The sequence below is a fragment of the Bradyrhizobium betae genome, assembly GCF_050632175.1.
Taxonomy (GTDB): domain Bacteria; phylum Pseudomonadota; class Alphaproteobacteria; order Rhizobiales; family Xanthobacteraceae; genus Bradyrhizobium; species Bradyrhizobium betae_B.
On the sequence record NZ_CP192576.1, the window covers coordinates 6,871,939 to 6,895,560 of the forward strand.

The following is a 23,622-nucleotide window of genomic DNA, read 5'->3' on the forward strand; positions in this document are numbered from 1 at the left end:
CCCTCACTCATACCGCAGCGCTTCGACGGGATCGAGGCGCGCGGCGCGCCACGACGGGTAGAGCGTCGCAAGGAACGACAGCGTCAGCGCCATGATGACGACGGCCGTGGTCTCGCCGACGTCGATGTCGGCGGGCAGTTTCGACAGGAAATAGAGTTCCGGCGAGAACAGCTCGGTGCTGGTCAGCCAGGACAGGAACTGCCGGATCGATTCGATGTTGAGGCAGATCACGAGGCCGACGATGAACCCGACCAGCGTGCCGACCACACCGATCGAGGCGCCCGTGATCAGGAAGATGCGCATGATCGAGCCCTGCGAGGCCCCCATGGTGCGCAGGATCGCGATGTCGCTCCCCTTGTCCTTCACCAGCATGATCAGGCCGGAGACGATGTTGAGCGCCGCGACCAGCACGATCATGGTCAGGATCAGGAACATCACGTTGCGCTCGACCTGGAGCGCGTTGAAGAAGGTCGAGTTTCGCTGCCGCCAGTCGACCAGGAAAACCGGCCGGCCCGCGGCCTCCGTCACCGCCTTGCGGAAGGCGACGATCTGATCGGGATTGGTGGTGAACACCTCGATCGAGGTGACATCATTGCTGCGGTTGAAATAGGCTTGGGCCTCCGCAAGCGGCATGAACACAAAGCCGAGGTCGTATTCGGACATGCCGATCTCGAACACGGCGACGATCTTGTAGGGCTTGATGCGCGGCGTCGTGCCCATCGGCGTGACTGCGCCCTTCGGCGCCACCAGCGTGATGCTGTCGCCGGCATGCAGCGACAGCTGGTCGGCGAGGCGCCTGCCGATCGCGACCCCCTGCCCGTCGTCGAAGCCTTCCAGCGAGCCCTGCTTGATGTTCTTGGCGATCGAGGTGAGGTTGTTGAGGTCGTCGGCGCGAATGCCCCGCACCAGCACGCCCGACGCGTTCCACGGCGAGGACGCCAGCGCCTGGCCGTCCACGACGGGAGCAGCCAGCCGGATGCCCTGAACCTGGCTGAGGCGGTCGGCGACGTCCTTCCAGTCGGTCAGCGGCGATTCCAAAGGCTGCACCAGGATGTGGCCGTTCAGCCCCAGGATCTTGTCGAGCAGCTCCTTGCGGAAGCCGTTCATGACGGCCATCACGATGATCAGCGTCGCCACGCCCAGCATGATGCCGAGGAAGGAGAACCCGGCGATGACCGAAATGAATCCCTCCTTGCGGCGTGCGCGCAGATAGCGCGCCGACAGCATCCACTCGAAAGGCGCAAAAGGTGCGGTTGGCTTGGTCTCGGTCATGGTTTCATCCATCGCTTGATAATCCCATGATTCGGGGTCAATTGTGGCCGGATTGCCGGCCCATTATCGCGCGATGAACACTATTCAGGCGACCAGCCGAGCAATCACGTCCGCAGGCGACAGATTCTCGCGTGTGCCGTCGGCGCGCCGCTTCAGCTCGATCTTGCCGTCGGCAAGTCCCTTCGGCCCGATCATGATCTGCCAGGGAATGCCGATCAGGTCGGCCGCAGCGAATTTGGCGCCGGCGCGCTGATCGGTGTCGTCGTAGAGCACATCGACGCCCTTGGCGGCGAGTTCGGCGTAGAGCTTCTCGCAGGCCGCATCGACCGCGGCATCGCCCTGCTTGAGATTCAGCACCACGGCGCGGAACGGTGCGACCGCTTCGGGCCATTTGATGCCGGCATCGTCATGGCAGGCCTCGATGATGGCACCGAGGAGGCGCGAGACGCCGACGCCATAGGAGCCGCCATGGATCGGCACGTCGACGCCGTCAGGGCCGGCCACCAGCGCCTTCATGGCGTCGGAATATTTCGTGCCGAAATAGAAGATCTGGCCGACCTCGATGCCGCGGGTGTTCACCCGCTTGTCGGCGGGCACTTCCTGCTCGAACCGCGCGGCGTCGTGGACGTCCTCGGTGGCAGCGTAGACCGAGGTCCACTGCTTGATGATTGGCGTCAGATCGGCCTCGTAATCGACGTCCTCGCCCGGCACCGGCAGGTCCAGCACGTCGCGATTGATGAAGACGCCGGATTCGCCGGTCTCGGCCAGCACGATGAATTCGTGGCTGAGATCGCCGCCAATGGGGCCGGTCTCGGCGCGCATCGGGATCGCCTCCAGGCCCATCCGCGCGAAGGTGCGCAAATACGCCACGAACATCTTGTTGTAGGCGACGCGCGCCGCCGCCTCGTTGAGGTCGAACGAATAGGCGTCCTTCATCAGGAACTCGCGGCCGCGCATCACACCGAAGCGCGGACGCTGCTCGTCGCGGAATTTCCATTGGATATGATAGAGATTGAGCGGCAGGCTCTTGTAGGACTTGACGTAGGCGCGGAATATCTCGGTGATCATTTCCTCGTTGGTCGGCCCGTACAGCAGCTCGCGTTTGTGGCGGTCGGCAATGCGCAGCATCTCCGGGCCATAGGCGTCGTAGCGCCCGCTCTCACGCCAGAGGTCCGCGAGCTGGAGCGTCGGCATCAGCAGTTCCAGCGCACCGGCGCGGTCCTGCTCTTCGCGAACGATCTGCTCGATCTTCTTCAGCACCCGAAACCCGAGCGGTAGCCAGGCATAGATGCCGGCCGCCTCCTGGCGGATCATGCCGGCGCGAAGCATCAGGCGATGCGAGACGATCTCCGCCTCTTTCGGATTTTCCTTCAGAATGGGCAGAAAGAACCGCGACAACCGCATGGCAATACTCTGGGAATCAGTGATCGCCTGCAGTGAAACCGGATTGAGAGCGAAAACACAAGACCGGGAATGAGGAAAAGCCGCTAAGGCGACGGAATTCCTGTCATTTTTCCGTTGGCTTCAGGTTCAGCTTGAGCCGCAATGATGGCTGTTAAGGCGGCGAAACGTCGAGTTCGTCCTCCAGCGTGATCTTCTCGAAATCGCTCACCAGCGCGTCGATCCGCACATGCCAGCGACCGCCAAAGGGCAGCTCGACCTTGCGCACATGCCAGTAGCCATCCGGCCCCAGCGAGGCGTCCCGTTCCATCGGCTCGACGCCTCGTTCGGGCAGGCTGAGCGTCAGGGTCACCTCCCTGGCCTTGAGCAGCGCCCCCTCGCCGGTCATGAGCTGGAGTACAAAATCGTCGACGCCCGCCTTGCCCGGAGAGACCAGCACCTGGAACATCGCCTTGTCGCCATGGATGTGGATCGCCAGCGGCGTCTCCGGAATGATCGTTCGGGGCGGCGGCGTAAAGCGCCAGCCGGCGACGACAGCGAAAATCGCCAGCGCGAGGACACATTCCAGCAGGATCGCACGCCTGAGGATGGACGCAGCCTTTTCCCCGCGCGCCAGGGCCGGCGTAAGCCGGAACCGATTGAGTGCGGCAAGTCCCAGCAGCAGGATGACCAGCCCGAGCTTGATCGAGAGGATCAGGCCGTAACGGGTATCGACCAGGGCAGACGGCCTTTCGAGCTGGACGAGCGCGAGTGCAAGGCCGGTCAAGGCCAGCACGCCGACTGCAAGCCCGGCGATGCGGGAAAAGCGGTTCACCACAGGGAGCGTCGCGATCGCCGGCCTCGACATCAGAGCGGCCAGCGGCGCGAGCGCACCGATCCAGATGGTGACGCCGAGCCCATGAAGAAAGACCGCCGGCCGTGTCAGCGCCTCTGGCGGCGCCGTGGCCGCATGCCCGGTCATGGCGAGCGACAGGCCGACGCCGACCAAGGCAACGATCGCCAGCGCCCGCGCGTACCACGCGCTACGCAGCGCCAGCAGAGCGCACAGCATCGCAACCATAGCGACCAGAAGCGCCGGCCCTGCGCTGGTCGCGAACGCGATCTTCCAGGGAGCGGCCGTCGCGAGGGCTGCCGGCGGCAGGCCGAGGAGATCGAGGCCCAACGCACCGAGAGAGACAATGGCACTCGCAAGGCCGAGCACGAGCGCCACGCGCGGGACGGTCATGCCGGTCATCGCCCACGCAATCCATCTCGCAAAGAACACGCCGCCAACGCCGACGAACAGACCAAGATAAAGGCCGACCCGCGCCAGCCAGATCAGCGCGTTCAATCCGCCATTCGCATTGGCCGGAGGCTGCGTTCCCGTCGGCATGCCGATCGAAAAAATAACCGATCCCGCGACCGGATGGCCATCCTGCGAGATCACGCGATAGCTAACAACGGCCGTGCCCTGCGGCAGGTTCGGCGGCATCGCGATCGAGATCGTCTCGCCAGATGCGGTGACGCGTGTATCGTCCCGCGCCCTGCCCGCGCCGTCGATCAACTGGATTGCGCCTGGCGTTACCGCCTCGTTGAAGCGCAGCTCCACCGCCTTTGGGGCGCCCAAAAGTATGCTGCCGCTCGCCGGCTCGACCGAGACAAGCGCGGCATGCGCCGACGCACCGGTCGCGAAGCCGACAACGAGGAGCAGCGTCGCGAGCGCGGCGAGCAGACGCATCAGGGCTTTGGCAACAGCTTCAGGCCGGGCGCCGGCGAATTACCTTCGTGGGAATGCTTTGCCCCCTCGACGGGGATCTCGATCCAGCGGCTGACGCCGGTCTCGCATTCCTGCACGACCGGGAAAAACAGTGTCGTGTTCGGCTTCAGGGTGTCGGTGAGGAAGCTGCTGATGACGAACTCGTCGTAATTATGGTCCGGCAGCTTGCCACCGGACCAGGCCACCTCCTTGACGCCAGAGGAGAGCTTGTTGCCGTGATAGTCGTACTCATTGGCGTACTTGCCCTCGACGACATCGACGCTCCAGCCCGCCTTCGGCATCGGCTTCACGGCGATTACCCCTTCTGGAATCTGCACACGGATCTTCACCGTGGGCGAGCCCTTGCAACCGTGCGGTACGGCGAAGACGGCCTTGTAGTAGGAGCCGACCGTCGCCTGCTTGGTCTCGAGCGTGATATGCGCCGCGGCGGGCGATGCGGCGAGCGCTGCGATGAGAACCAGGCAGGATTTCTTCAACATGGTCTTCCTCTTGAACATCATCATTTGATCAGGATCGGAGATTCAATGCTGACATGATCGGCCTCGGAGATCGCAATTCCAAGACCCAGCATCCAGCGTCCCGGCGTCAATTGCGCGACCTTCACGTGCCAGCTGTCCTCGCCGTCACGTGAAGCCTCGACCGGCGCGAGGGTCCTGCCGGTCTTTGACTCCACGAGCGTCACCGACACGGCCTTAGCCGTGAGCGGCGCCTCATCCGTCGTCTCGAGCTGGATGGCGATTTCGACCGGGCCGGCGCGGCCCGGCGAGACCGTGACGTTGGCCATCGCCTTATCGGTGTGCAGATGAGTGAAGAAGCTGTCGTCGTCGGTCGCCGCCGCAAGCGGCGTCACCGCAACCGACAGCAACGCGGCCGCTCCGAGCACGAGGCCCATGCTAGTTCGACGCGAGGTCATGGGAGCCTTGATCGGTCTGATCACATCTTCATTCCCGAATGATCCGGCATTTTCTTCATCATATGTCCGCCGTCGCCAGGTGCCTGCGCGCCGACGCCCTGCACATCGAGGGAGACGGCGACTTTGCCGGCCTTCTCGAACTGAAGCGTCACCGGGACCTTGTCGCCCTGCTTGAAAGCGCCCTTCAGTTCCTGGAGCATCAGATGATAACCGCCGGGGGCGAGCTTTACCGTCTTGCCGGGATCAATGACGAGGCCCTTGTCGAGCGGACGCATCTTCATGACGCCATTGTCCATCGCCATCTCGTGGATCTCGGCCTTCCCCGCGATGTCGGCGGACACGCTGACCAGCCTGTCGGCCGCCGCTCCCTTGTTCTCGATGGTGAGATAGCCTCCGGCAACCTTGGCGCCGCCCGGCGTCGCCCGGCTCCACGCCTGCGTGATGACGAGATCACCCGCCTTGACGTCGTCGGCCACGGCTGGTGCAGCGCAGAGCGCCAGTGCGAACGCCGCGAGCATCACGTCTTTCAAGATCGTCTTCATATCAGTCTTCCCGTTTGCAGATTGAATGTCAGTGTGTGGAGAGTTGTTGGGCCGACCATTTTTCGAGATCGGCCATTTCAGCAGAACCTTCGATCGTCGTGACGGTCCCGTCACGGGAAACCAGCAAGGTCCTGGGGATGTCGCCCTGCCAGGCGGGATCGATCTCGAACCTCAAACGCTCGACAAAACCGTCATTGAAGATGAAATTCTCGGTGGATGACAGCCCAGCCTTGTCGAGCATCGATTGAGTCGCCGCCGGCAGGTTCGGCACGAGATCGGCGCTGATCGTGACCACATCGATTCCCGGATGGTCCTTCGCAAACTGCCCGAGCAGCGGCAGCTCGACCTTGCAGGGACCACAGGTCACGCCCCAGAAATGCACGAGCGTGGGACGGCCCGCATGCCCCCTGAGAACGCTTTGCCAGGTGCCGCGCTCGAACGGTTTCAGGGCCGGCGCCGCCCCGAGCGCGGCCACCGATGCGATCAGGATACCAAGCCCCACAATGCCTGCAAATCGACGTGTCATGGTTGGTCCTCGATCGCTGTAAGGCGGTAGCCGTCCGCCTTCGTCATCCATGACAGATAGGTCTGTCGGCCATTGGAAATCAGCAAGGGATGGTCGGAGGTGTCGGTCGTGCTCGATATCGTCTTCGGCGGCGACCACGTGTCGCCATCGTCGCGCGAAATCGTCATCTGAACCGAAGTCTTCTCGCCGTCGAACTCCTTCCACACCATCACCGTCCCAGCCGCGCCCGCAAGCACATAGGGGCGCGTCGGGTTGTGTCCCGGCTGCCCCAGCGCCACAGGTGCAGAGAATGTGCGGCCTTCGTCGCGGGAGTGGGCGTAGAACAAGCCCTTCCGCACCTTCCCATTCGTGTACCAGGCGACGTGATAGGTTCCGTTCGGTGCAACGGTGAGGCTCGGCCCGTGGTGCGGGCAGGCGTTGATCTGCCAATCGTCGTTGCTAACGCGGCGAACCTCACCCGGCGTCGAGATATCGGCGAAGGTCATCACAGCATGATCACGCACGCCGCCGTCGAAGATATTTCGAAAGATCACAGCCGGCCGTCCAGGAGCTGCAAACGCCAGCCCCAACCGGCAGCATTCGCAGGTACCTTCGCGCGCCAGCGCGGCCTCTGCGTATGTGGTGCCGCCGTCGTGTGACGAAGCGAAGAAAAGCCCTGCTCCCTCGTATTTCTGTCCTGCTTCCTTCGCGAGAATACGATTGCGCTTGTCCAGCCAAGCCGCAAAGACCGTTCCGTCCTGATCGAGCGCCAGCGCCTCGAAACGCTGGCTCTCGTTGCTGGCGGTGATCGGCTTCAACTCGGCAAAGCTCTTCCCGCTATCGGTCGAGCGCGTGTACAGCACCTGACCGTTGAAGGCCTCATCCCTGAAGATCGAGAATGCGAGGGCGATGCCGCCCTTGCGATCGACCACGATCTTCGGCCGCGCGTCGGGCCCCCAATCGAGATTCAATCGCTTGGTCGTCACCTGAACGGGCGCCGAAAACGTTCGCCCCGCATCCCGCGAACTCGCGACCGAAACCTGCCCGCCCGCCATCCAAGCCAGCCACAGCGTTCCGTCCGGACCGAAGGCCGGCGTCACCTTCGTTGCACAGCGCAGCACCGGCTCGTCACAAGCCGCTTCGGAGGCATGTTGAGCGTGCATCTGTCCAAACGCTGCGCCTTGCAGGAATGCGAGAGCGACGATCCCGAGCAAGCAACTTCGGAGCATGGGCCGACTCCCCTTGAGAGCCCGGATCATTTGAACGCCACCTTCATACCCGCGACGAACGTGCGCGGCGAGCCTGCATAGATCGATCCCGTGGTGTTTGCGAGCGTGCTCGCAGGATTTTGAAGGCCGGCCGTCGTCACCGTGTTCGCGATGTTGTTTGCCGACGCGACATAGGTGCGGTCGAACACGTTCCTGACCTCGAGAAACAGGTTCAGGGACCTAAAGGTGTCCGACACCAAGTCGGTCTTGTAGTGGACATTCGCGTTGACGAGTTCGTACCCGGGCGCCTTCAGCAAATTCGCATTGTCCATGTAGAAGGAATCCTTCCACTGGACCTCGACGAAGCCTCCGAGGCCCGCCAGCGGCCCACCAAACTCATCGTAGCCGATCCGGGCCGTCAGTTCGTTCGGCGAAATGCCAGGGATCTTGTTGCCGGCCCGGTTAAAACTGAACAACGTGACGTTGGTGATACTCTCGACATACTCCGTATAGACTTCATCGAGATAGGTGTACGCCGCCATGAGCCGCCAGCCTGGATGGAACGTCCAGTCGGCAGCGAGCTCGACGCCCCGGTGCTCCGAACGCGGAGCGTTGAACGTGTAGGATGTGCCGGCAATTGGAGTCGCCTGACTGACGATCTCGTTGCGGAAAAATTCGTAGAACCCCGTTGCGCTCAGCTTGAGCGTGTTGTTCGGCGTCCAATCAAAGCCAAGGTCGTAGCCGAGATTCTTCTGAGTTTGGAGCTGGGTGTTGTTGCCCGACAATCCCGTCGGAAGGATGAAAAGATTCGAAACCTGCGGAGTACCGTAGCCCATGGCAACGCGCCCTCGGAACAGCCATTCGTTGTTGAGATTGTAGAGGAGTGCCAGCTCCGGCGCAGCATTTTGAAACTGCCGGTCCGCCGTCGTGAGCGTTGTCGTTGTACTACCAGTGGGGCCAGCGTACGCATACGCTGTATTGATCCCCTTCAGAACAGTGGTCTCCCAGCCAATGCCTGCGACAGCAGTCAAGGACGTCGTCAGCTTGAGCTCTTCTCGCGCGCGCAGACCATAGTTGGTCGTCTGGCTATAGAGATTACTCGACAGCCTTCCGAGCGTCGCGTTCCCTCCCGGCATCACGGCCCGCGTGTCGCTCGATGCCGTCAGGGTGTTGTAGAAGGCGCCGAAGAACGCGATCGACTCCAGGCCGAAGACCTCGCCGCGCTTGGTCAGATCGCTCATGTAATTGTACGACGGGAAGTCGCCGATCGCGCTGGTCGTGCCGGTTGGCTGGCTGATGTTCCGGTCGTCGAACACGAGCTGATTGCGCCAGGTCGTGGTGTTGTCGAAATCGTGCTCCCATCGCCCGCCGACGATGGTGCGGCGGTCGTTGCGGCCGAGCCCGGCCTGTACGGCTGTCTCCTTGTCGGTTCCGGCCGTCGGGTTGAAGCCGTTGTTGTTCAGCGTGACAGTGCCGCATCCGGCTGCCGCCGTGGCCCCGGTCGCGCATCCCTGCTGGAAGGGATTGGTGTAGTATTGGTTCAGCGACTGCCGGATCGGCAACCGGGTGCTGAGGTCGTTGTTGATGATCTTGACAGTGAAGCGATCGTCCGGCGTTGCCTTGAGCGTTCCGAGGAAGTTGACGGTCTGCGTATTGAACCAGCTGTTGCCGATATAGCCGTCGCCCCGCGTGTCACTTGCGAAAAGCGAGCCCTCGAAATTCCCGACCTTCTTGCCGGCAGCCAGATAGTTGTTGAGATAGCCGTAGCTACCGCCGTCGACGCCATATTCAACGCCGTCGATCGTGCCGCCCGGCCGCGTCCGGAAATTGAGTGCGCCGCCGGTCGCGTAATTGCCGTAGAGCGCCGACGAAGGCCCGCGAACGACGTCGATGGCGCCATAAGCGTGCGGATCGATCAGGTCGCTGCGCGACAGGCCGTCCGGCTGGGTCACCGGGAAACCGTCCTCGAAGATGACGAGGTTGCGGATGCCGAAACCGTTCCGGGCATTGGATCCGCGAATCGAGATGCCGAAATCGCGCGGGCCATTGCCCTGCTTGACCGAAATGCCCGGACTGTCGCGCAGGACATCGCTGACCGAAAACGACGGGCGGTTGTCGAACTGGCTGCGATCGATGGTCGTGGCGGTCTGGCCGGAGGGAGTCTGATTGAGACCGTCTCGGGCTGCGCTCGCAGTCGCTGCCCCGGTCTGGGTTGGTACGCTGGCGCTCGCGATCGGCGTAGCGACAGGCCTCGCAACGCGACTTGTCGAAGCCGAACGGGGCCGCGACGACCGCGTGACTGGTTTGGGACGGGGGCCCCGCGGCGCCTCAACGGTAACCGGGGGGAGCGCCTGCGGGCTAGCCTGGGCGAGCGCGTCGGAGCTGATCGAGGACAGCACGCCGCAAAGAACAGGCAAGCTCGCGCTGCCGATCGCACGAATGCGTAACATCACTGGAATTCCTGACATCCGGCACCTTCGGCCGGTCCATTGAACACGACACCGGCGCAGCCAGATCGCCCGCCAATGGTTCGGTTTGTCGCTAGGTCAGGAGGAGTGCGGAGGCGCGCGCGCCTGGGCGCTTGTGCCCTTATGGGCTACGACGGTGGACGCATCCGCCACATGCCACACCACGCGCTCTGCGTGGCGGAAGGGACCGGAGAGCGCGGCGTGCGGCGGCGAGATCGAGCGATGCGCTGGCCTGCGCCAGACAGCAGAGTGCGCACGCAGCACCATGTGCGGTCGGCCCGCCGCTCTGGTCGGTCGGGCCACCCCTGCTCGCTCGCGCTGTGACAGATGATGCCGGCAGACAGCGGATCGGCCACGGCCTGGCCGGCCGCCAGACAGGCGGCAATCGGCGCCAGCACCTGCATCGCCAGCGCGAGCAGGACCAGGGGGAGGAATTTTTGCAGCCGTGCGTGCATCCGCGAACCATTCGTTCGTGCGCTAACTAAACACCGCGCAGGGACCTGAGTCGAGGTCAGTTCCGCCGCATCCTTGGTCCAGCGCAAATTTCTCGAAAACTGTGGTCCCGCCGCCCCACGGAACGGGATGTCCGGCATTTGAGGCAGTCGGGTAAGCCAGCCCCGTCCACAGATTTCTTATATTTGTCATATGTTTACACCGGAGACAGCCCGATCATTTCGTCAGTTGCTCTAATTTTGAACAATCGTTGCCGAAAATGATGACAAGTGAGAAAAGTTGATCTAGCATCCCCCTTGCTCAGGCTAGCCGCGAGGTCAAAGTCTGGTGGTCCAAGTCTCGGGAGGAGCCCCTGGCGCGCAAAACGCAGCGTCGCCCCGTCAATCAAGAGCAAATCTTAGAATCGGGGATAATAGGGTCGACACAATTTTCGAGCGGGGCTAGGGCCCCGCTCTTTTTTTGTCTGTAGCGCGGAAGCGCCAATGAATGTTTCCTCTCATCCCATCGAAAATAGCTTCGAACTCGCGGCCTTGCGCTGCGCGGATCTGACGCCTTTCGTCTACCAACGCCTGTTCACCGAGCATCCCGAAACGCAGGCGATGTTCCGCTCGCAAGGCAGCGCGCTCGTGAAGGGCTCGATGCTTGCGCTGACGATCGAGGCGATCCTCGATTTCGCCGGTGAGCGTCGCGGGCCGTTCCGGCTGATCGCCTGCGAGGTCGTCTCGCACGACGGCTACGGGACCCCGCGCGAGCTGTTCATCGCGTTCTTCGCCGTGATCAGGGATACCTTGCGCGAGTTGCTCGGCGATGAATGGTCGCCCGCGATCGCGCAGGCCTGGGACGCATTGCTCGCCGAGATCGAAGCCTTCGCTGGCATTGCAGCGTAGCACTTTGCGCTGCACCAACGACCAACGCGGCCCGCGACGATTCCTCGCGCGATTGCAGATTGGGTGGCGTGAACTCTTCGATTGTGAGAGACTTTCCGGGATCGGTTGCGCAACCAATGACGCGCCGACGATAAAATATATGGGAGCGAGCGATGTCCGGGACGAAAGATTTCTCGACGACGAGGCGCGATCTTCTTCAGGCGGCAGCGACCGCCGGCGCCGGAGCCGCCATCCTCGGCAGCCTAGGCATAAATCCAGCACTGGCTGCCGAAGTCGGACGAAGCGAGAAGCCGCTGAAAGCGGCCTTCTCCAATGCGGGTCTCCAGGCCACCTGGTGCGCGCAGGGCAAGCAGGCCGCGGAGTTCTGGGGCAAGCTGTTCAATGTCGAAGTCACCTGGTTTGATGGCCAGCTCGATGCGGTGAAGCAGCGTGCCGCGATCGACAACATGGCTTCGCAGAAATGGGATTTCGTCGCGATCCAGGCCTTCGGCATCGGCACCCTCACCCAGCCGGTACAGAAGATGATCGACGCCGGCACGCCGGTGATCGACATGGACACGCTGATCGCGCCGCTCGACCAGATCAACGTCCACTCTTTCCTCGCTCCCGACAACGAGTTCATGGGCGCATCCGTCACGCAGGCGCTCTGCAACGCCATGGGCGGCAAGGGCAAGATCATCATGACGCAGGGAGCCCTTGGCCATACCGGCGCACAAGGACGCGCGAAGGGCTTCAACAATGTCGTCAAGCAATTCCCCGGCATCGAGGTGCTCGACACCCAGCCCGCCGACTGGGACGTCTCGAAGACCGCGCGGCTCTGGGAAACCTATCTGACCAAGTATCCGCAGATCGACGCGGCGTTCTTCCATAATGACGACATGGCGCTGGCCGCCGCCAACATCATGAAGGCGCGGGGCCGCACCAACATCCTGATCGGCGGCGTCGATGCCATGCCGCCGGCGATCCAGGCGGTGAGCGAAGGCCGCATGTTCGCGACCGTGCGCAACCCGTCCTGCCGCATCCACGGCGGCGCCATCATCGCAGGCGTCTCCGCGGTCGTCGGCGGCGAGAAGAGCGGACAGGGCATTCCCAAGAACGTCGTCACCGACGGCCCGGTCGTGACCAAGGCCAACGCTGCGGGCATGCAGTGGATGCAGGATCATTTCCTGATCTGAGCCAGCATGCCCGAGGTGCGTCCGCCCATCCTGGAACTACAGGGCATCACGAAGAGCTTCGGCGGCGTCGAAGCGCTTCGTGGTGTCGACTTCACGCTCTCCCCCGGCGAGATCCACGGTCTCGTCGGCGAGAACGGCGCCGGCAAAAGCACGCTGATGAAGATCATCGCCGGCGTGCACAACGAATTCTCCGGCCGCTTCCTGATCGACGGGACGGAGACCCATTTCCGCTCGGCGCGCGACGCGCGCGCGGCCGGCATCGCCATGGTCCATCAGGAGCTCAGCGTCGCGCCCGACCTCACGGTCGCCGAGAACGTGTTCCTCGGCAACCAGCCGACCAACGCGCTCGGCCTCGTGCAATGGCGGCGGATGGCGCGAGAGGCGGGCGAACAGCTGGCGCGGCTGGGTCTCGACGTCGATCCGATGAGCCGGCTCGGCGACCTCTCGATCGGGCTGCAGCAGCTGATCGAGATCGCGCGCGTGCTGTTCTCCGGCGCCCGCATCGTCATCCTGGACGAGCCGACCTCCGCCCTCTCCCCGCCCGAGGTCGAGCGGCTGTTTGCAACACTGCGGCGGTTGCGCGAGGAAGGCACGGCCATCGTCTTCATCTCGCATTTCATTGAGGACATCCTGCGCGTGTCCGATACGGTGACCGTGTTCCGCAACGGCCGGAAGGTCGCCGAAACCGCGGCCTCGGCCACCAGCAAGGGCGCGCTGATCGAGGCCATGATCGGCCGTGGCGGCGAGGCCCTCGAGCACAGCTACAGCGACGACCTGATGCTGCCGCAGCCTGTCGACAGCCCGGTCGTCCTGAAAGTCGACCAGCTGTCGCTGGCGCGAAGCCTGAAGGACATCTCCTTCGAGGCGCGCGCCGGCGAGGTGCTCGGCATCTACGGCTTCATGGGCTGCGGCCAGCAGGAGCTGTCGCGCATCCTGTTCGGCAAGCTGAAGCCGGATGGCGGCACGCTCGCGGTCGAAGGTAAGCCGAGGAGCTTTGCCAGCACGGCGGCGGCCCGCCGCGCGGGCGTGGCGCTGGTGCCGGAGAGCCGGCGCGACATGCTGTTCCACCAGGAGCCGGTCTACAAGAACATCTCGATCAGCATTCTCGATCGCATCTCGTCCCTGCTGCTCAAGCCGGCGCAGGAACGCGAGATCGCAATACGCCAGGTCGAGCAGCTGCAGATCCGGCCGCCGGTGGTCGGCCTCGACCTCGGCATGCTCTCCGGCGGCAACCAGCAGAAGGTCGCGCTGGCAAAATGGCTGACCTATCCGCCAAAGCTGCTGGTGCTGTGCGAGCCGACCCGCGGCATGGATGTCGGCGCCAAGAACGACGTCATCAACATCGTCCGAGATCTCCGCGCCAGGGGGCTCGCCGTCATCGTGCTGTCGACCGAGCCGGAAACGGTGCTGTCGCTGGCCGACCGCATCCTCGTGCTCAAGCGCGGCACGTTGGTGCGGGAATTCAAGAACGAGCCGGTCAGCAAGGACCGCCTGCTGGAAGCGGCGTGACGGAGAAGCACCATGGCGAGCAGTGAGACGGTTCCAGCGGCGGGTCGGAAAGCGCGGGGTCTCGCGCCCTTCCTGCGCTCGCAGATGCGCAACATCGCGCCGTTCCTGACCCTGATCTTCCTGTCCGGCTTCTTCGCGCTCGCCAGCCCCTCCTTCGCGACGCTGGACAATCTCGGCAACATCCTCACGCAAGTTTCGGTGACGGGGATCATCGCCGTCGGCCTCACCTTCGTGATCCTGTGCGCGGAGATCGACCTCTCCATCGCCAGCATCGCCAACGTCACCGGCATCGCGGTCGCCTACTTCACGCTGCAGGAGTCCTACGTCAACATCGCCAACATCCCGCTGCCCGGCGCGGTCGCGATCCTCATGTCGATCCTGCTCTGCGCGCTGCTCGGTCTGGTCAATGCGCTGGGGCTGACCGTGATCGGCATCCCCTCCTTCATCATGACGCTCGCAATGATGCAGATCGCGGCCGGCGTCTCGGCCCTGCTGGTGCGCGGCCAGATCGCCTACAAGGTGCCGGGCCTGATCACCACGCTCGGCTCCGGCTCGATCGGCGGCATCCCGTGGATCGTCATCGTCGCCGCCATCATGCTGCTCGGGGGCCATCTGGTGCTGACCTACACGCGCTTCGGCCGCTACGTCTACATGGTCGGCGGCAACCGTGAGGCGGCCGAATATTCCGGCCTCAACGTCAAGCTCATCCTGGGCAGCGTCATGGTGATCTCGGCGGTGTGCTCCGGCATCGGCGGCATGCTCGGCGTCGCCCATTTCGGCAGCGCGCAGCAGAACGAGTTCGACACCTACCTGCTCGACTCCATCGCCGCCGTCGTCGTCGGCGGCACCAGCCTGTTCGGCGGCCGCGGCGGCATCGGCAATACCATCGTCGGGCTGTTCGTGCTCGGCGTCCTCAACAACGGCCTCGACCACGTCAACATCGACAGTTTTCTGAAGATCCTGATCCGCGGCCTGATCCTGCTGGCGGCGCTGGTCATCAACGTCTATGCGCAGCGGCTGAGAGAAAAAGCGGCCGAGTAGACCAGCCCAAAACAAAAAGTGCGAAAACAACCCCATGCACAGTAGCCGGGGCCAGCGAAATCAACGGCTTGAGGCCAACGCACGCGATTGCTGCTTTTTCGAATTTCGTTTGACACGTCGGGCAAAACAGGAGCATGATGTCACCATGGCAGCTGCTTCGAAAGGCGGTGCCTCCCCGTCATTGCGAGTGCAGCGAAGCAATCCAGACTGCCGCCGCGGAAGGATTCTGGATTGCTTCGCTGCGCTCGCAATGACGATGCGGCGGCAGGCGGGCAATCCAAGGCCACCTGTATCGCGGAGTATGGGAACGCGGCTTCGCTCTACGGCTTTTCATCCGACGACAGCCGCGAGAAGCGGAAATTGCAGTGGCTCGCGCCGGCGGCTAACGTCTGTGTCCTCTCCAGATGGATGCCTCGCGCTGCGTAGGCGACGAAGTCGAGCCCGCAGATGTTGGGGAGTATCTCCTTGTCGCCGTGGCGCGCCGCCAGCTTGCAGAAGCCGCAGGCCTTGTAGTTGATGCCGAACTCGAAATTGTCTTCCGGACCCGGCTCGACGAAATCGTAGACGAAATCTTCCGGAAATTCCTTCTGATGGCGGTCAGTCGTGCTCATAGCCGCCTGCTCGCGTAGCAAAGCCTGGTTCTCCGGTGACATGAATTGAAGCCCCGCGGCGAGACGTTCCGCTTCAGGCGCGGTTAGCAATTGCGCCTTGTAGGTATCCCGCTCGATCTCGCCGATCACGGGCACCGGCACGCCGTGCCGCAGCAGCACGCGGCTGATCGCCATGAACCCCGTCAGCCGCATGAAGAAATCGCTCATGCGGCTTGCCGCGCCACCGACATAAGGCATCTGGGTGAGCACGATCTCGAACTCGTCCATCACCTCCCGCCTGATCCCGTCGATATCCGGGAGATGCGCGCGCTCGCGGAGCATCGCCTCGGCAATGTCGAGCCGCTCGCGCATGGCAGCCTCCATGGCGCTCCGATGCGTTTCGTAGAAGGGATGGATGATTTCAGTCATTGGGCATCCGATGGTTCACTCATTGCGACGACGGCGACACCGGGTTCAGTCGACGGCGATCGCCTCGTTCTTCAGCAGCTATTTGCTGTCGATGGTCTCGACGACCACGATTGCGGGCCCACCGTATCCGGCGGCACCGCCTCAGCGCAAAGCATCATTCCTGCGGTTCAGCGCAAGAAAATCTATTGCAGGGACGGGGGCCATCAGTGTCAAACTGCGGCGCGATGACCTACGCCCTTCCTCCACTCAACGCGCTCCGCGCCTTCGAGGCCGCCGCACGGCATCTCAGCTTCAAGCTGGCCGCGCACGAGTTGCACGTGACACCCGCCGCCGTGGGGCAGCAGGTGAAAGCGCTGGAGGCGCGCCTCGGCGTGCAGCTGTTCGAGCGGCTGCACAAGCAGCTCATCCTGACTTCGGCCGGTCAGGCCTATCTGCCCGGGATCTCCGAAGGCTTCCGCCACATTGCGGAGGCGACCTCGCAATTGAAACCGGCAGGCACGGTGCTGCTTCAGTTGGGCGTTCATGGCAGCTTCGACCTGCGACACCTTGAATCGGCGGCGTTCCGCGGCGCGCATCCGGAGATCGGTTTGCGGGTGCTCCAGCCGGCCGGCCTGCACGAATTGATCGAGGGCAAGGTCGATCTCTTGATCGCTCGCGGCGTGGCCCATCATCCGGGTTATCGCTGCGACCGGATCCATGAAGGACCGGGCCTTGGTGACTGGTTGATCGCGCCCGAGGGCACCGCGGATTGCCCCGAGATCGTCAGTTTTCGCACGTGGCTACGGGTCTTACCGGCCAGCAATGCGCGTGCGAACAACCGCCCGCGCCTGATCGGCATCCGTGGGAGTTGAGGTCTCGGAGAAGCAGCAAGAGTTTGGTGAGGACAAGGCTCTCAACCGGACAACTCCGGCTGCCAATCGCGCAGTCGTCGCAAGGCACCGGTGACGTCGGCGATGGTCGGATACGCCTCCGCCTCCACCATCATCGTCCTTGCGAGCCGCACCGCACGTGCCTCACAGATCGCACGCTGGCGCGGATCCTCGATCAGCTCGAAGTCGATGTTGTGGGCGAGGCCGAAGATGCGGCGGATGGTCTTGGCTGCGGCGAAGCCGACGGTGTCGGTGAACAGACGCTGCATGTAGGCTTGCCGCTCGGCCTCCAGCCGCGCGGCGCCCTTCTCGCCGGCGAAGAGAGAGACGGGATAGGCGTCGCCCCCGGCTTCTGTCCGCCAGAGATCCAGAAACTTTCGCGCAAACTCGTTCCACACCGTTTCCACGGTCTCCAGCACCCAGCCCTCGAACGCACGCCGTTCACCCGGCGCTCGCTCGTGGCCGGCCGACGCAAAATACGCCATCAACAGATTGGCCAGCACGGCGCCGATGTCGAATCCCATGGGGCCGTAGAAAGCGAATTCGGGATCGATCACGCGGGTCTGGCTGTCCGTCACCATGATCGAGCCGGTGTGGAGGTCGCCGTGAAGCAGCGCCTCGGGGCTGGCCATGAACTTCAGTTTCAGCCGGGAGCTCGCGACATGAAGGTCCATGTCCTCGCGCAAGCCGGCGGCGAGGCCGTCGAGATACGGCGCCGTCCAGCGGTTCTGCTCGGCGATGCGGTAGGGATCGGTGAAGATCAGATCCTCGGTGATCTTGCACAGTGCGTGGTTGCCGGCAAACGCGGCGATGGCCTGCTTCTTGTCGGCCGCGGAGAGCGCGAGGTCGGACGTGAAGAACAGGGTGCGCGCCATGAAGGTGGTGATGTCGTCCACGAAACGGGGATATTCGGTGCCTGCTACCAGCCCCCTGCGCATGATGATGTGGGGCTCGAGCAGCTCCATCACCGTCAGCGCCAGCGTCTCGTTGTGATGCAGCAGAGCCGGCACGAGACCGGGCGCGAGCTCGGCCTGCCGGGACAAGGCCAGAAATTCGTAATGGGCCCGCGACAGCGGCAGCGGCCAGCTCTCGCCGACGAGGCGGACGTAAGGCAGCGCCTGCTTCACGGCGACGCCGCCGCGGTCGCCCTTGACGATGAAGACGAGATTGAGATTGCCGTCGCCGACCTCGGTGATCGACCAGGACACAGGTTCGACACCGAGAAGCGCCACGAGGTCCGGCACGCCCGCGAGATAGTCCCGCAAGGCGGCCTCATGCAGAATGCGGTAGTCCCCTGCCCGGTCTCCGGTCATGACGATCCCATCCCAAAGCGCGATGAAATCGCGCTTTTGTTTCATTTGAGCATGATCTTTTCGGAAAACCGCTTCACACTTTTCCGGATCATGCTCATTTGTGGGCCGGATCGTTTACTCCCGCTCCAGGAAGCTCGAGCCGATCTCGGCCTTTCTTTTGATCGGATCGTAATCGCAATAGACGCCGTCCGCCACCAGCGTGTAGCTGGCGCTGACGTTGTATTTGTCCAGCTTGACCGAATTCAGCCCGATGACCGAGGTGCTCTTGCCGCCGTTCCATTTGAACGGCGTCGAGCTCTTGGCCTGCTCGCAGGACAGCACCGCCTCGTTGAAGACATAGCCCTCGACGAACGCCTTGAGCGTGCGCACCTGCACGGCCATTCTCCACTCGAAATAGCCGACGGCACCGAGTCCGGCGACGATCAGCACCAGAAGTGCGATGACGATACGCTGAAAAGTCATTGTTCTGCCCCAAACTCTACGAACTGTCTCCGCCGTCATTGCGGGCGCAGCGAAGCTATCCAGAGTCGTTCCGCGGTGGGATACTGAATTGCTTCGCTGCGCTCGCAACGACGAGCTTGGTTGATAGCCTTCCTCCCACCCCTAAAACGGCATTCCCATCAGTTTCGACAGGCGTTCGATCGAGAGATAGCCGGCCTGGTAGGCCACCATGGCGAGCCCGTAGATGATCGCCGAGATGATCGTGGTCCAGATCAGCTTGCCCTTCATGCGCGTCAGGATCGGCGCACCGGGATCGGTGCCGGGCGCGCCGGTGCCGTCCTCGTGCTGGCTGCGCACGCCGAACGGCAGCGTCAGGAACAGCGCGATCCACCAGATGACGAAGTAGATGGCGAGCGCGGTGGAAATCTGGATGGCCATGGATCCAGCCTTACGCCTGCTCGATTTCGACCAGAGCGCCGGAAAAATCCTTCGGGTGCAGGAACAGCACCGGCTTGCCATGGGCGCCGATCTTCGGCACGCCGTCGCCGAGCACCCGCGCGCCCTCCTTCACCAGCGTATCGCGCGAGGCGATGATGTCGACGACCTCGTAGCAGATGTGGTGGATGCCGCCGTCGGGATTGCGTTCGACGAATTTTGCGATCGGCGAGGCCTCGCCCAGCGGCTCGATGAACTCGATCTTGGTGTTCGGCAGCGTCGCGAACACGGTGATGACGCCGTGCTCGGGCAGCGGCACGGCTTCCGAAATCTGGGCGCCGAACGCCGCGCCGTAGATCCTGGCGGACTTGACGGCGTCCCTGGTCGCGATCGCGACATGGTTGAGGCGACCCAGCATGTTTCTTCTCCCTCAGCGCATGATCCGAACAGGCGGCATGCCGCCCTCCCGGAAGACCATGCCGATATAGTTACACTGTCAGGACGTGTACCAGACAGGGGGCTTTTTGCCCCAATGTTCGTTGATCACGGACCGAACGGCGCGTCGCACCGACTCGGCCAAGGCATCAGGATCGCGGCGACGGGCCTTCGGCAGGCCCTCGATGGTGGAGACCACGGCGTCGAACACGATGTCGTCGAATGGCTCGCCCGCCCGGTTCTTCTCGGGGATGCCGACGAGATCGACCTCGGGATCGTCGACCAGCTCACCCTGCGCGGTCATGGCGAAGGCAACGAAGGCACAGCCGGAAAATGCCATGCGGCGGCGCTCGACCACGGCACGAGACTTGGAGTCCTCCAGGATCGTGCCGTCCTTGTAGAGACGGCCCGAAGGCACCTCACCCACGACGCCGGGATCGCCGGGGCCGAGCTTGACCAGGTCGCCGTTGCGGATGACCAGCACACGGGGGACACCGGCCGCGCGCGCGAGCTTTGCATGCTCGTGAAGATGCAGGGCCTCGCCATGGACGGGGATCAGCAGCTGCGGCTTGACCCAGGAGATCATGTCGCGCAGCTCGTCGCGGCGCGGATGGCCGGAGACGTGGACCAGATGATCGCGGTCGGTGATGACCTCGACGCCCTGGAGCACCAGATTGTTGATGATGGAGCCGACGGCCTTCTCGTTGCCGGGAATGGTGCGCGAGGAGAAGATCACGCAGTCGCCGCGATTCAGCGTGATCTCGGGGTGGTCGTCATTGGCGATGCGCGCCAGCGCGGCGCGCGCCTCGCCCTGGCTGCCGGTGCAGAGCGCCAGCACCTTGTCCTGCGGCAGATGGCCGTAGACGTCGGCCGAGCGGAAGCTCTGCACGCCGTCGAAATAGCCGGTCTCGCGCGCGACCTGCGACACACGCTCCATGGCGCGGCCGACCACGACGACCTCGCGGTCCGCAGCCCGCGCCGCATCGGCGACCGCTTTAAGACGTGCGACGTTGGAGGCAAATGTCGTGACCGCGACACGGCCCTTGGCGGCCTTCACCAGCTCGGTGATGGTTTTGGCGACCTCGGCCTCGGACGGTGAGCGGCCGTCGCGCACCGCGTTGGTGGAATCGCCGATCAGGGCGAGCACGCCCTCATCGCCCAGTTCGCGCAGCCGCTTCTCGTCGGTCGGGCGGCCGATGATCGGGGTCGGGTCAATCTTCCAGTCGCCGGTATGCAGCACGATGCCGGCTGAGGTGTGGATGGCCAGCGCATGCGACCTCGGGAATCGAATGCGCGACCGGAATGAACTCGACGTTGAACGGGCCGATATCGACGCGCCCGCCCGACGGAACCACCGTCACCGGGATCTTCGGCGCGTTGCGCTCGGCCGCAAGCTTGGCCTCGAACAGCGCCGCGCTGAACTGGGTCGCATAGATCGGGCATTTCAGCTTCGGCCAGAGATCGATGATGGCGCCGAAATGGTCCTCATGGGCGTGGGTCAGCACCAGACCCATCAGGTTCTTGCGTTCCTTCTCCAGGAAGCTGATGTCGGGCATGATCAGGTCGATGCCCGGCAGGTGCTCCTCGTCGCCGAATGAGACGCCGAGATCGACCGCGAGCCAAGACCGCTGCTGGCGGTTGCCGAGGCCGTAGATCGACAAATTCATGCCGATCTCGCCAACGCCGCCAAGCGGCGCAAATACCAGTTCGTCAGGCTTCGCCATCACGCAGCTCCCACGGAGGCGGCCGAGCCGAAGAACACCTCGCCGGCCGCCACCGGCAGGCGTCGGCCGTCAGAGGTGCGGACGATCAGGCAACCGGTGTCGTCGATGGTGTCGAAAATGCCGTCCAGCGTCATCGTCCCCGTGTTGATCGCAACCCGCTCGCCAAGGCCAGCCGCACGTTCCAGCCAGAGCTTGCGGATCTCGGCAAAGCCGCGGCCATTGTCCCAGATACCGCGAAATTCGACCCAGGCATCGGACAACGCCGAAAACAGCTCTTCCGCACTGATCTGGACGCCGAGGGCGGCGAGCGACACCGCCGGCGTCGGCGTGCCCTCAGGCGCTCCCACGACATTGGTGCCGATGCCGACGACGATGGCGAGGCGATCGCCGACGGCTTCGGCCTCAAGGCCAATGCCGACGAGCTTCCTGCCGTTCGCGAGCACGTCGTTCGGCCATTTCAGGGCGTATCTGGGCCTGTCGGGACCGAGGCGCAACGCAGCCTCCAGGCTGACCTTCTCGAGGGCGGCCTCTTCCGCCAACCCCGCCGCAAAACCGATGGTGGCGGCAACCGCTGGCGCGACGTCGAGGACCTCGAGGACGCTGGCGGCGAGATTGCCGCGCGGTGATATCCAGGCGCGCTGGCGCCGGCCCCGACCGGCGGTCTGCTCCGTCGTCACGAACCACATCGGACCGCGTTCGCCGGCCCGCGCGCGCTCGATCGCGTCGGTGTTGGTCGAGCCGGTCCGGTCGAAAGCTGCGAGCTTGTAGCCCGCCTGGAGTGCGCGAGGACCGAGCGCGAACCCCATCCTAAAACAGCGACTTTGCCGCGGCGGAGGCCACGGTCACGACCGGGCCCGCGAACAGCGCAAACAGGATGTTGAACAGGCCAAATACCGCCAGCACCGTCTTTACCTCGATGCGCATCGGATCGACCTGGCCGGCCGGCTCATCGAAATACATCGTCTTGACGATGGAGAGGTAATAATAGGCGCCCACCACGCTGGTCAGCACGCCGATCACGGCGAGCGTAAACAGGTTGGCCTTGATGGCAGCGACGAACACATACCATTTGCCGAAGAAGCCGGCGAGCGGCGGCACACCCGCAAGCGAGAACAGCAGCATCGCGAACATGAAGGCGAGCAGCGGATTGGTCCGCGACAGGCCTGCGAAGTCGCTGATCTGCTCCACGGCCTGGCCGTTGCGTTTCATTGCAAGGATGATCGAGAACGAGCCCAGCGTCATCGCGACGTAGATCACGATGTACATCACCACGCCCTGCGCGCCTTCCAGCGTGCCGGAGGCAAGCCCGACCAGGGCGAAGCCCATATGGCCGATCGAGGAATAGGCCATCAGGCGCTTGATGTTGGTCTGGCCGATCGCGGCGAAGGAGCCGAGCGCCATCGAGGCGATCGCGACGAACACCAGGATCTGCTGCCACTGCGAGACGATGCCCGGGAATGCGGTCAGCGTGACGCGGGTGAAGACGGCGAGCGCGGCGACCTTCGGCGCGGACGCGAAGAAGGCGGTGACCGGCGTCGGCGCGCCCTCGTACACGTCAGGCGTCCACATGTGGAACGGCACGGCCGAAACCTTGAAGCAGAGGCCGGCGAGCAGGAAGACGAGGCCGAACACGAGGCCGACATTGGAGACGGTCGCGGCCGTGGCGATGCCGGTGAAGCTGACCGTGCCGGTGAAGCCGTAGATCAGCGAGGAGCCGTAGAGCAGCATGCCCGAGGACAGCGCGCCGAGCACGAAATACTTCAGGCCGGCTTCGGTCGACTTGGCGTTGTCGCGGTTCGAGGCCGCCACGACGTAGAGCGCAAGCGACATCAGCTCGAGGCCGAGATAGAGCGCAATCAGGTCGCCGGCCGAGATCAGCACCATCATGCCGAGCGTCGAGAGCAGCACCAGGATGGCGTATTCGAAGATGCGGCGTGACGGGTCGGACAGGAACTCGGTCGACAGGATCAGCGTCACCGCCGAGCCGATCAGGGCCAGGATCTTCATGAAGCGGGCGAAGTCGTCGACGATGAAGCTGCCGCCGAAGGTCACCTGCTTGCCCGCGGGCACCATGTATTCGAGCACGCCGACCACGACCAGGAGCAGGACCGCGAGCGTCGTGACCGCCTTGGTGGTCTCCTGCCCGCGATAGGCGCCCAGCATCAGCAGCGCCATGGCACCGATCGCGAGCACGAGCTCGGGCAGCACTGGCGCCAGTTGATAACCTGCAGTCTCAAAGCTCATGGCGATATCCTG

Annotated in this window: 21 protein-coding genes and 2 pseudogenes; 5 read left to right on the plus strand and 18 right to left on the minus strand. The window is 63.8% G+C overall.

All coding sequences use genetic code 11. The features are described 5' to 3' along the window. Positions 1 to 3: 3 nt before the first annotated feature. From ACQ86E_RS33060 to ACQ86E_RS33105, 10 genes and pseudogenes are all read right to left on the minus strand, one after another. A complete protein-coding gene (locus ACQ86E_RS33060; protein WP_431203510.1) occupies positions 4 to 1,284 on the minus strand; it encodes a lipoprotein-releasing ABC transporter permease subunit in 1,281 nt (426 codons plus the stop codon). 72 nt (positions 1,285 to 1,356) lie between these two features. Next, positions 1,357 to 2,676 carry a proline--tRNA ligase gene (proS, locus tag ACQ86E_RS33065; protein ID WP_431203511.1) on the minus strand — a complete coding sequence of 440 codons (1,320 nt, stop codon included), beginning with the start codon at positions 2,674 to 2,676 and terminating at the stop codon, positions 1,357 to 1,359. A gap of 151 nt (positions 2,677 to 2,827) precedes the next feature. After that, positions 2,828 to 4,390, minus strand: coding sequence for a copper resistance CopC/CopD family protein (locus ACQ86E_RS33070; protein WP_431203512.1), 1,563 nt, complete (start codon positions 4,388 to 4,390; stop codon positions 2,828 to 2,830). Beyond that, positions 4,390 to 4,908, minus strand: a complete 519-nt coding sequence (locus ACQ86E_RS33075; protein WP_431203513.1) for a YcnI family protein — start codon at positions 4,906 to 4,908, stop codon at positions 4,390 to 4,392. Before ACQ86E_RS33075 ends, ACQ86E_RS33070 begins: the two co-directional genes overlap by 1 nt. Before the next feature lie 20 nt (positions 4,909 to 4,928). Next, positions 4,929 to 5,342, minus strand: coding sequence for a hypothetical protein (locus tag ACQ86E_RS33080; RefSeq protein WP_431203514.1), 414 nt, complete (start codon positions 5,340 to 5,342; stop codon positions 4,929 to 4,931). A gap of 20 nt (positions 5,343 to 5,362) precedes the next feature. Beyond that, complete coding sequence (locus ACQ86E_RS33085; RefSeq protein ID WP_431203515.1) at positions 5,363 to 5,884, minus strand: copper chaperone PCu(A)C; 522 nt, start codon at positions 5,882 to 5,884, stop codon at positions 5,363 to 5,365. Between the two features lie 28 nt (positions 5,885 to 5,912). After that, the gene (locus tag ACQ86E_RS33090) at positions 5,913 to 6,410 is read right to left on the minus strand and encodes a TlpA family protein disulfide reductase (protein ID WP_431206629.1); all 498 of its coding nucleotides are present in this window, start codon (positions 6,408 to 6,410) and stop codon (positions 5,913 to 5,915) included. After that, positions 6,407 to 7,618 (minus strand): sialidase family protein, encoded by a 1,212-nt coding sequence (locus ACQ86E_RS33095; protein ID WP_431203516.1) that lies wholly within the window; start codon positions 7,616 to 7,618, stop codon positions 6,407 to 6,409. Before ACQ86E_RS33095 ends, ACQ86E_RS33090 begins: the two co-directional genes overlap by 4 nt. Before the next feature lie 26 nt (positions 7,619 to 7,644). Next, a complete protein-coding gene (locus ACQ86E_RS33100) occupies positions 7,645 to 10,047 on the minus strand; it encodes a TonB-dependent receptor family protein (RefSeq protein WP_431203517.1) in 2,403 nt (800 codons plus the stop codon). A 96-nt stretch (positions 10,048 to 10,143) separates the two neighbouring features. Then, positions 10,144 to 10,520 (minus strand): annotated as a pseudogene (locus tag ACQ86E_RS33105) (DUF2946 domain-containing protein). A gap of 480 nt (positions 10,521 to 11,000) precedes the next feature. Here ACQ86E_RS33105 and ACQ86E_RS33110 point away from each other — a divergent pair. The 4 genes from ACQ86E_RS33110 to ACQ86E_RS33125 all read left to right on the plus strand — a co-directional run bounded on the left by ACQ86E_RS33110 (position 11,001) and on the right by ACQ86E_RS33125 (position 15,130). Continuing rightward, positions 11,001 to 11,405 carry a globin gene (locus tag ACQ86E_RS33110; RefSeq protein ID WP_431203518.1) on the plus strand — a complete coding sequence of 135 codons (405 nt, stop codon included), beginning with the start codon at positions 11,001 to 11,003 and terminating at the stop codon, positions 11,403 to 11,405. Positions 11,406 to 11,557: 152 nt separating this feature from the next. Further along, a complete protein-coding gene (locus ACQ86E_RS33115; RefSeq protein WP_375314398.1) occupies positions 11,558 to 12,580 on the plus strand; it encodes a sugar ABC transporter substrate-binding protein in 1,023 nt (340 codons plus the stop codon). A gap of 6 nt (positions 12,581 to 12,586) precedes the next feature. Beyond that, positions 12,587 to 14,089 (plus strand): sugar ABC transporter ATP-binding protein, encoded by a 1,503-nt coding sequence (locus ACQ86E_RS33120; RefSeq protein ID WP_431203519.1) that lies wholly within the window; start codon positions 12,587 to 12,589, stop codon positions 14,087 to 14,089. A gap of 12 nt (positions 14,090 to 14,101) precedes the next feature. Beyond that, positions 14,102 to 15,130, plus strand: coding sequence for an ABC transporter permease (locus ACQ86E_RS33125; protein WP_431203520.1), 1,029 nt, complete (start codon positions 14,102 to 14,104; stop codon positions 15,128 to 15,130). 320 nt (positions 15,131 to 15,450) lie between these two features. Here the strand turns inward: ACQ86E_RS33125 and ACQ86E_RS33130 are convergent, their stop codons facing one another. Further along, positions 15,451 to 16,149, minus strand: coding sequence for an L-2-amino-thiazoline-4-carboxylic acid hydrolase (locus ACQ86E_RS33130; protein WP_431203521.1), 699 nt, complete (start codon positions 16,147 to 16,149; stop codon positions 15,451 to 15,453). Between the two features lie 224 nt (positions 16,150 to 16,373). On the opposite strand from ACQ86E_RS33130, the gene ACQ86E_RS33135 reads away from it, so the two are divergent. Next, positions 16,374 to 17,000, plus strand: coding sequence for a LysR family transcriptional regulator (locus ACQ86E_RS33135; protein ID WP_431203522.1), 627 nt, complete (start codon positions 16,374 to 16,376; stop codon positions 16,998 to 17,000). Between the two features lie 41 nt (positions 17,001 to 17,041). On the opposite strand, the gene mtnK is transcribed toward ACQ86E_RS33135, so the two are convergent. From mtnK to nuoN, 7 genes and pseudogenes are all read right to left on the minus strand, one after another. Further along, positions 17,042 to 18,331 (minus strand): S-methyl-5-thioribose kinase, encoded by a 1,290-nt coding sequence (gene mtnK / locus ACQ86E_RS33140; RefSeq protein WP_431203523.1) that lies wholly within the window; start codon positions 18,329 to 18,331, stop codon positions 17,042 to 17,044. A 114-nt stretch (positions 18,332 to 18,445) separates the two neighbouring features. Beyond that, positions 18,446 to 18,793, minus strand: a complete 348-nt coding sequence (locus tag ACQ86E_RS33145; RefSeq protein WP_431203524.1) for a hypothetical protein — start codon at positions 18,791 to 18,793, stop codon at positions 18,446 to 18,448. Positions 18,794 to 18,934: 141 nt separating this feature from the next. Beyond that, positions 18,935 to 19,210, minus strand: coding sequence for a DUF1467 family protein (locus ACQ86E_RS33150; protein ID WP_431203525.1), 276 nt, complete (start codon positions 19,208 to 19,210; stop codon positions 18,935 to 18,937). A gap of 10 nt (positions 19,211 to 19,220) precedes the next feature. Next, positions 19,221 to 19,625 (minus strand): methylmalonyl-CoA epimerase, encoded by a 405-nt coding sequence (gene mce / locus ACQ86E_RS33155; RefSeq protein WP_431203526.1) that lies wholly within the window; start codon positions 19,623 to 19,625, stop codon positions 19,221 to 19,223. A gap of 70 nt (positions 19,626 to 19,695) precedes the next feature. Continuing rightward, positions 19,696 to 21,366: pseudogene (locus ACQ86E_RS33160) on the minus strand (ribonuclease J). Next, a complete protein-coding gene (locus ACQ86E_RS33165) occupies positions 21,366 to 22,172 on the minus strand; it encodes a biotin--[acetyl-CoA-carboxylase] ligase (protein ID WP_431203527.1) in 807 nt (268 codons plus the stop codon). Before ACQ86E_RS33165 ends, ACQ86E_RS33160 begins: the two are co-directional and overlap by 1 nt. A gap of 1 nt (position 22,173) precedes the next feature. Then, positions 22,174 to 23,610 (minus strand): NADH-quinone oxidoreductase subunit NuoN, encoded by a 1,437-nt coding sequence (gene nuoN, locus ACQ86E_RS33170; protein ID WP_431203528.1) that lies wholly within the window; start codon positions 23,608 to 23,610, stop codon positions 22,174 to 22,176. Between the last annotated feature and the right edge of the window lie 12 nt (positions 23,611 to 23,622).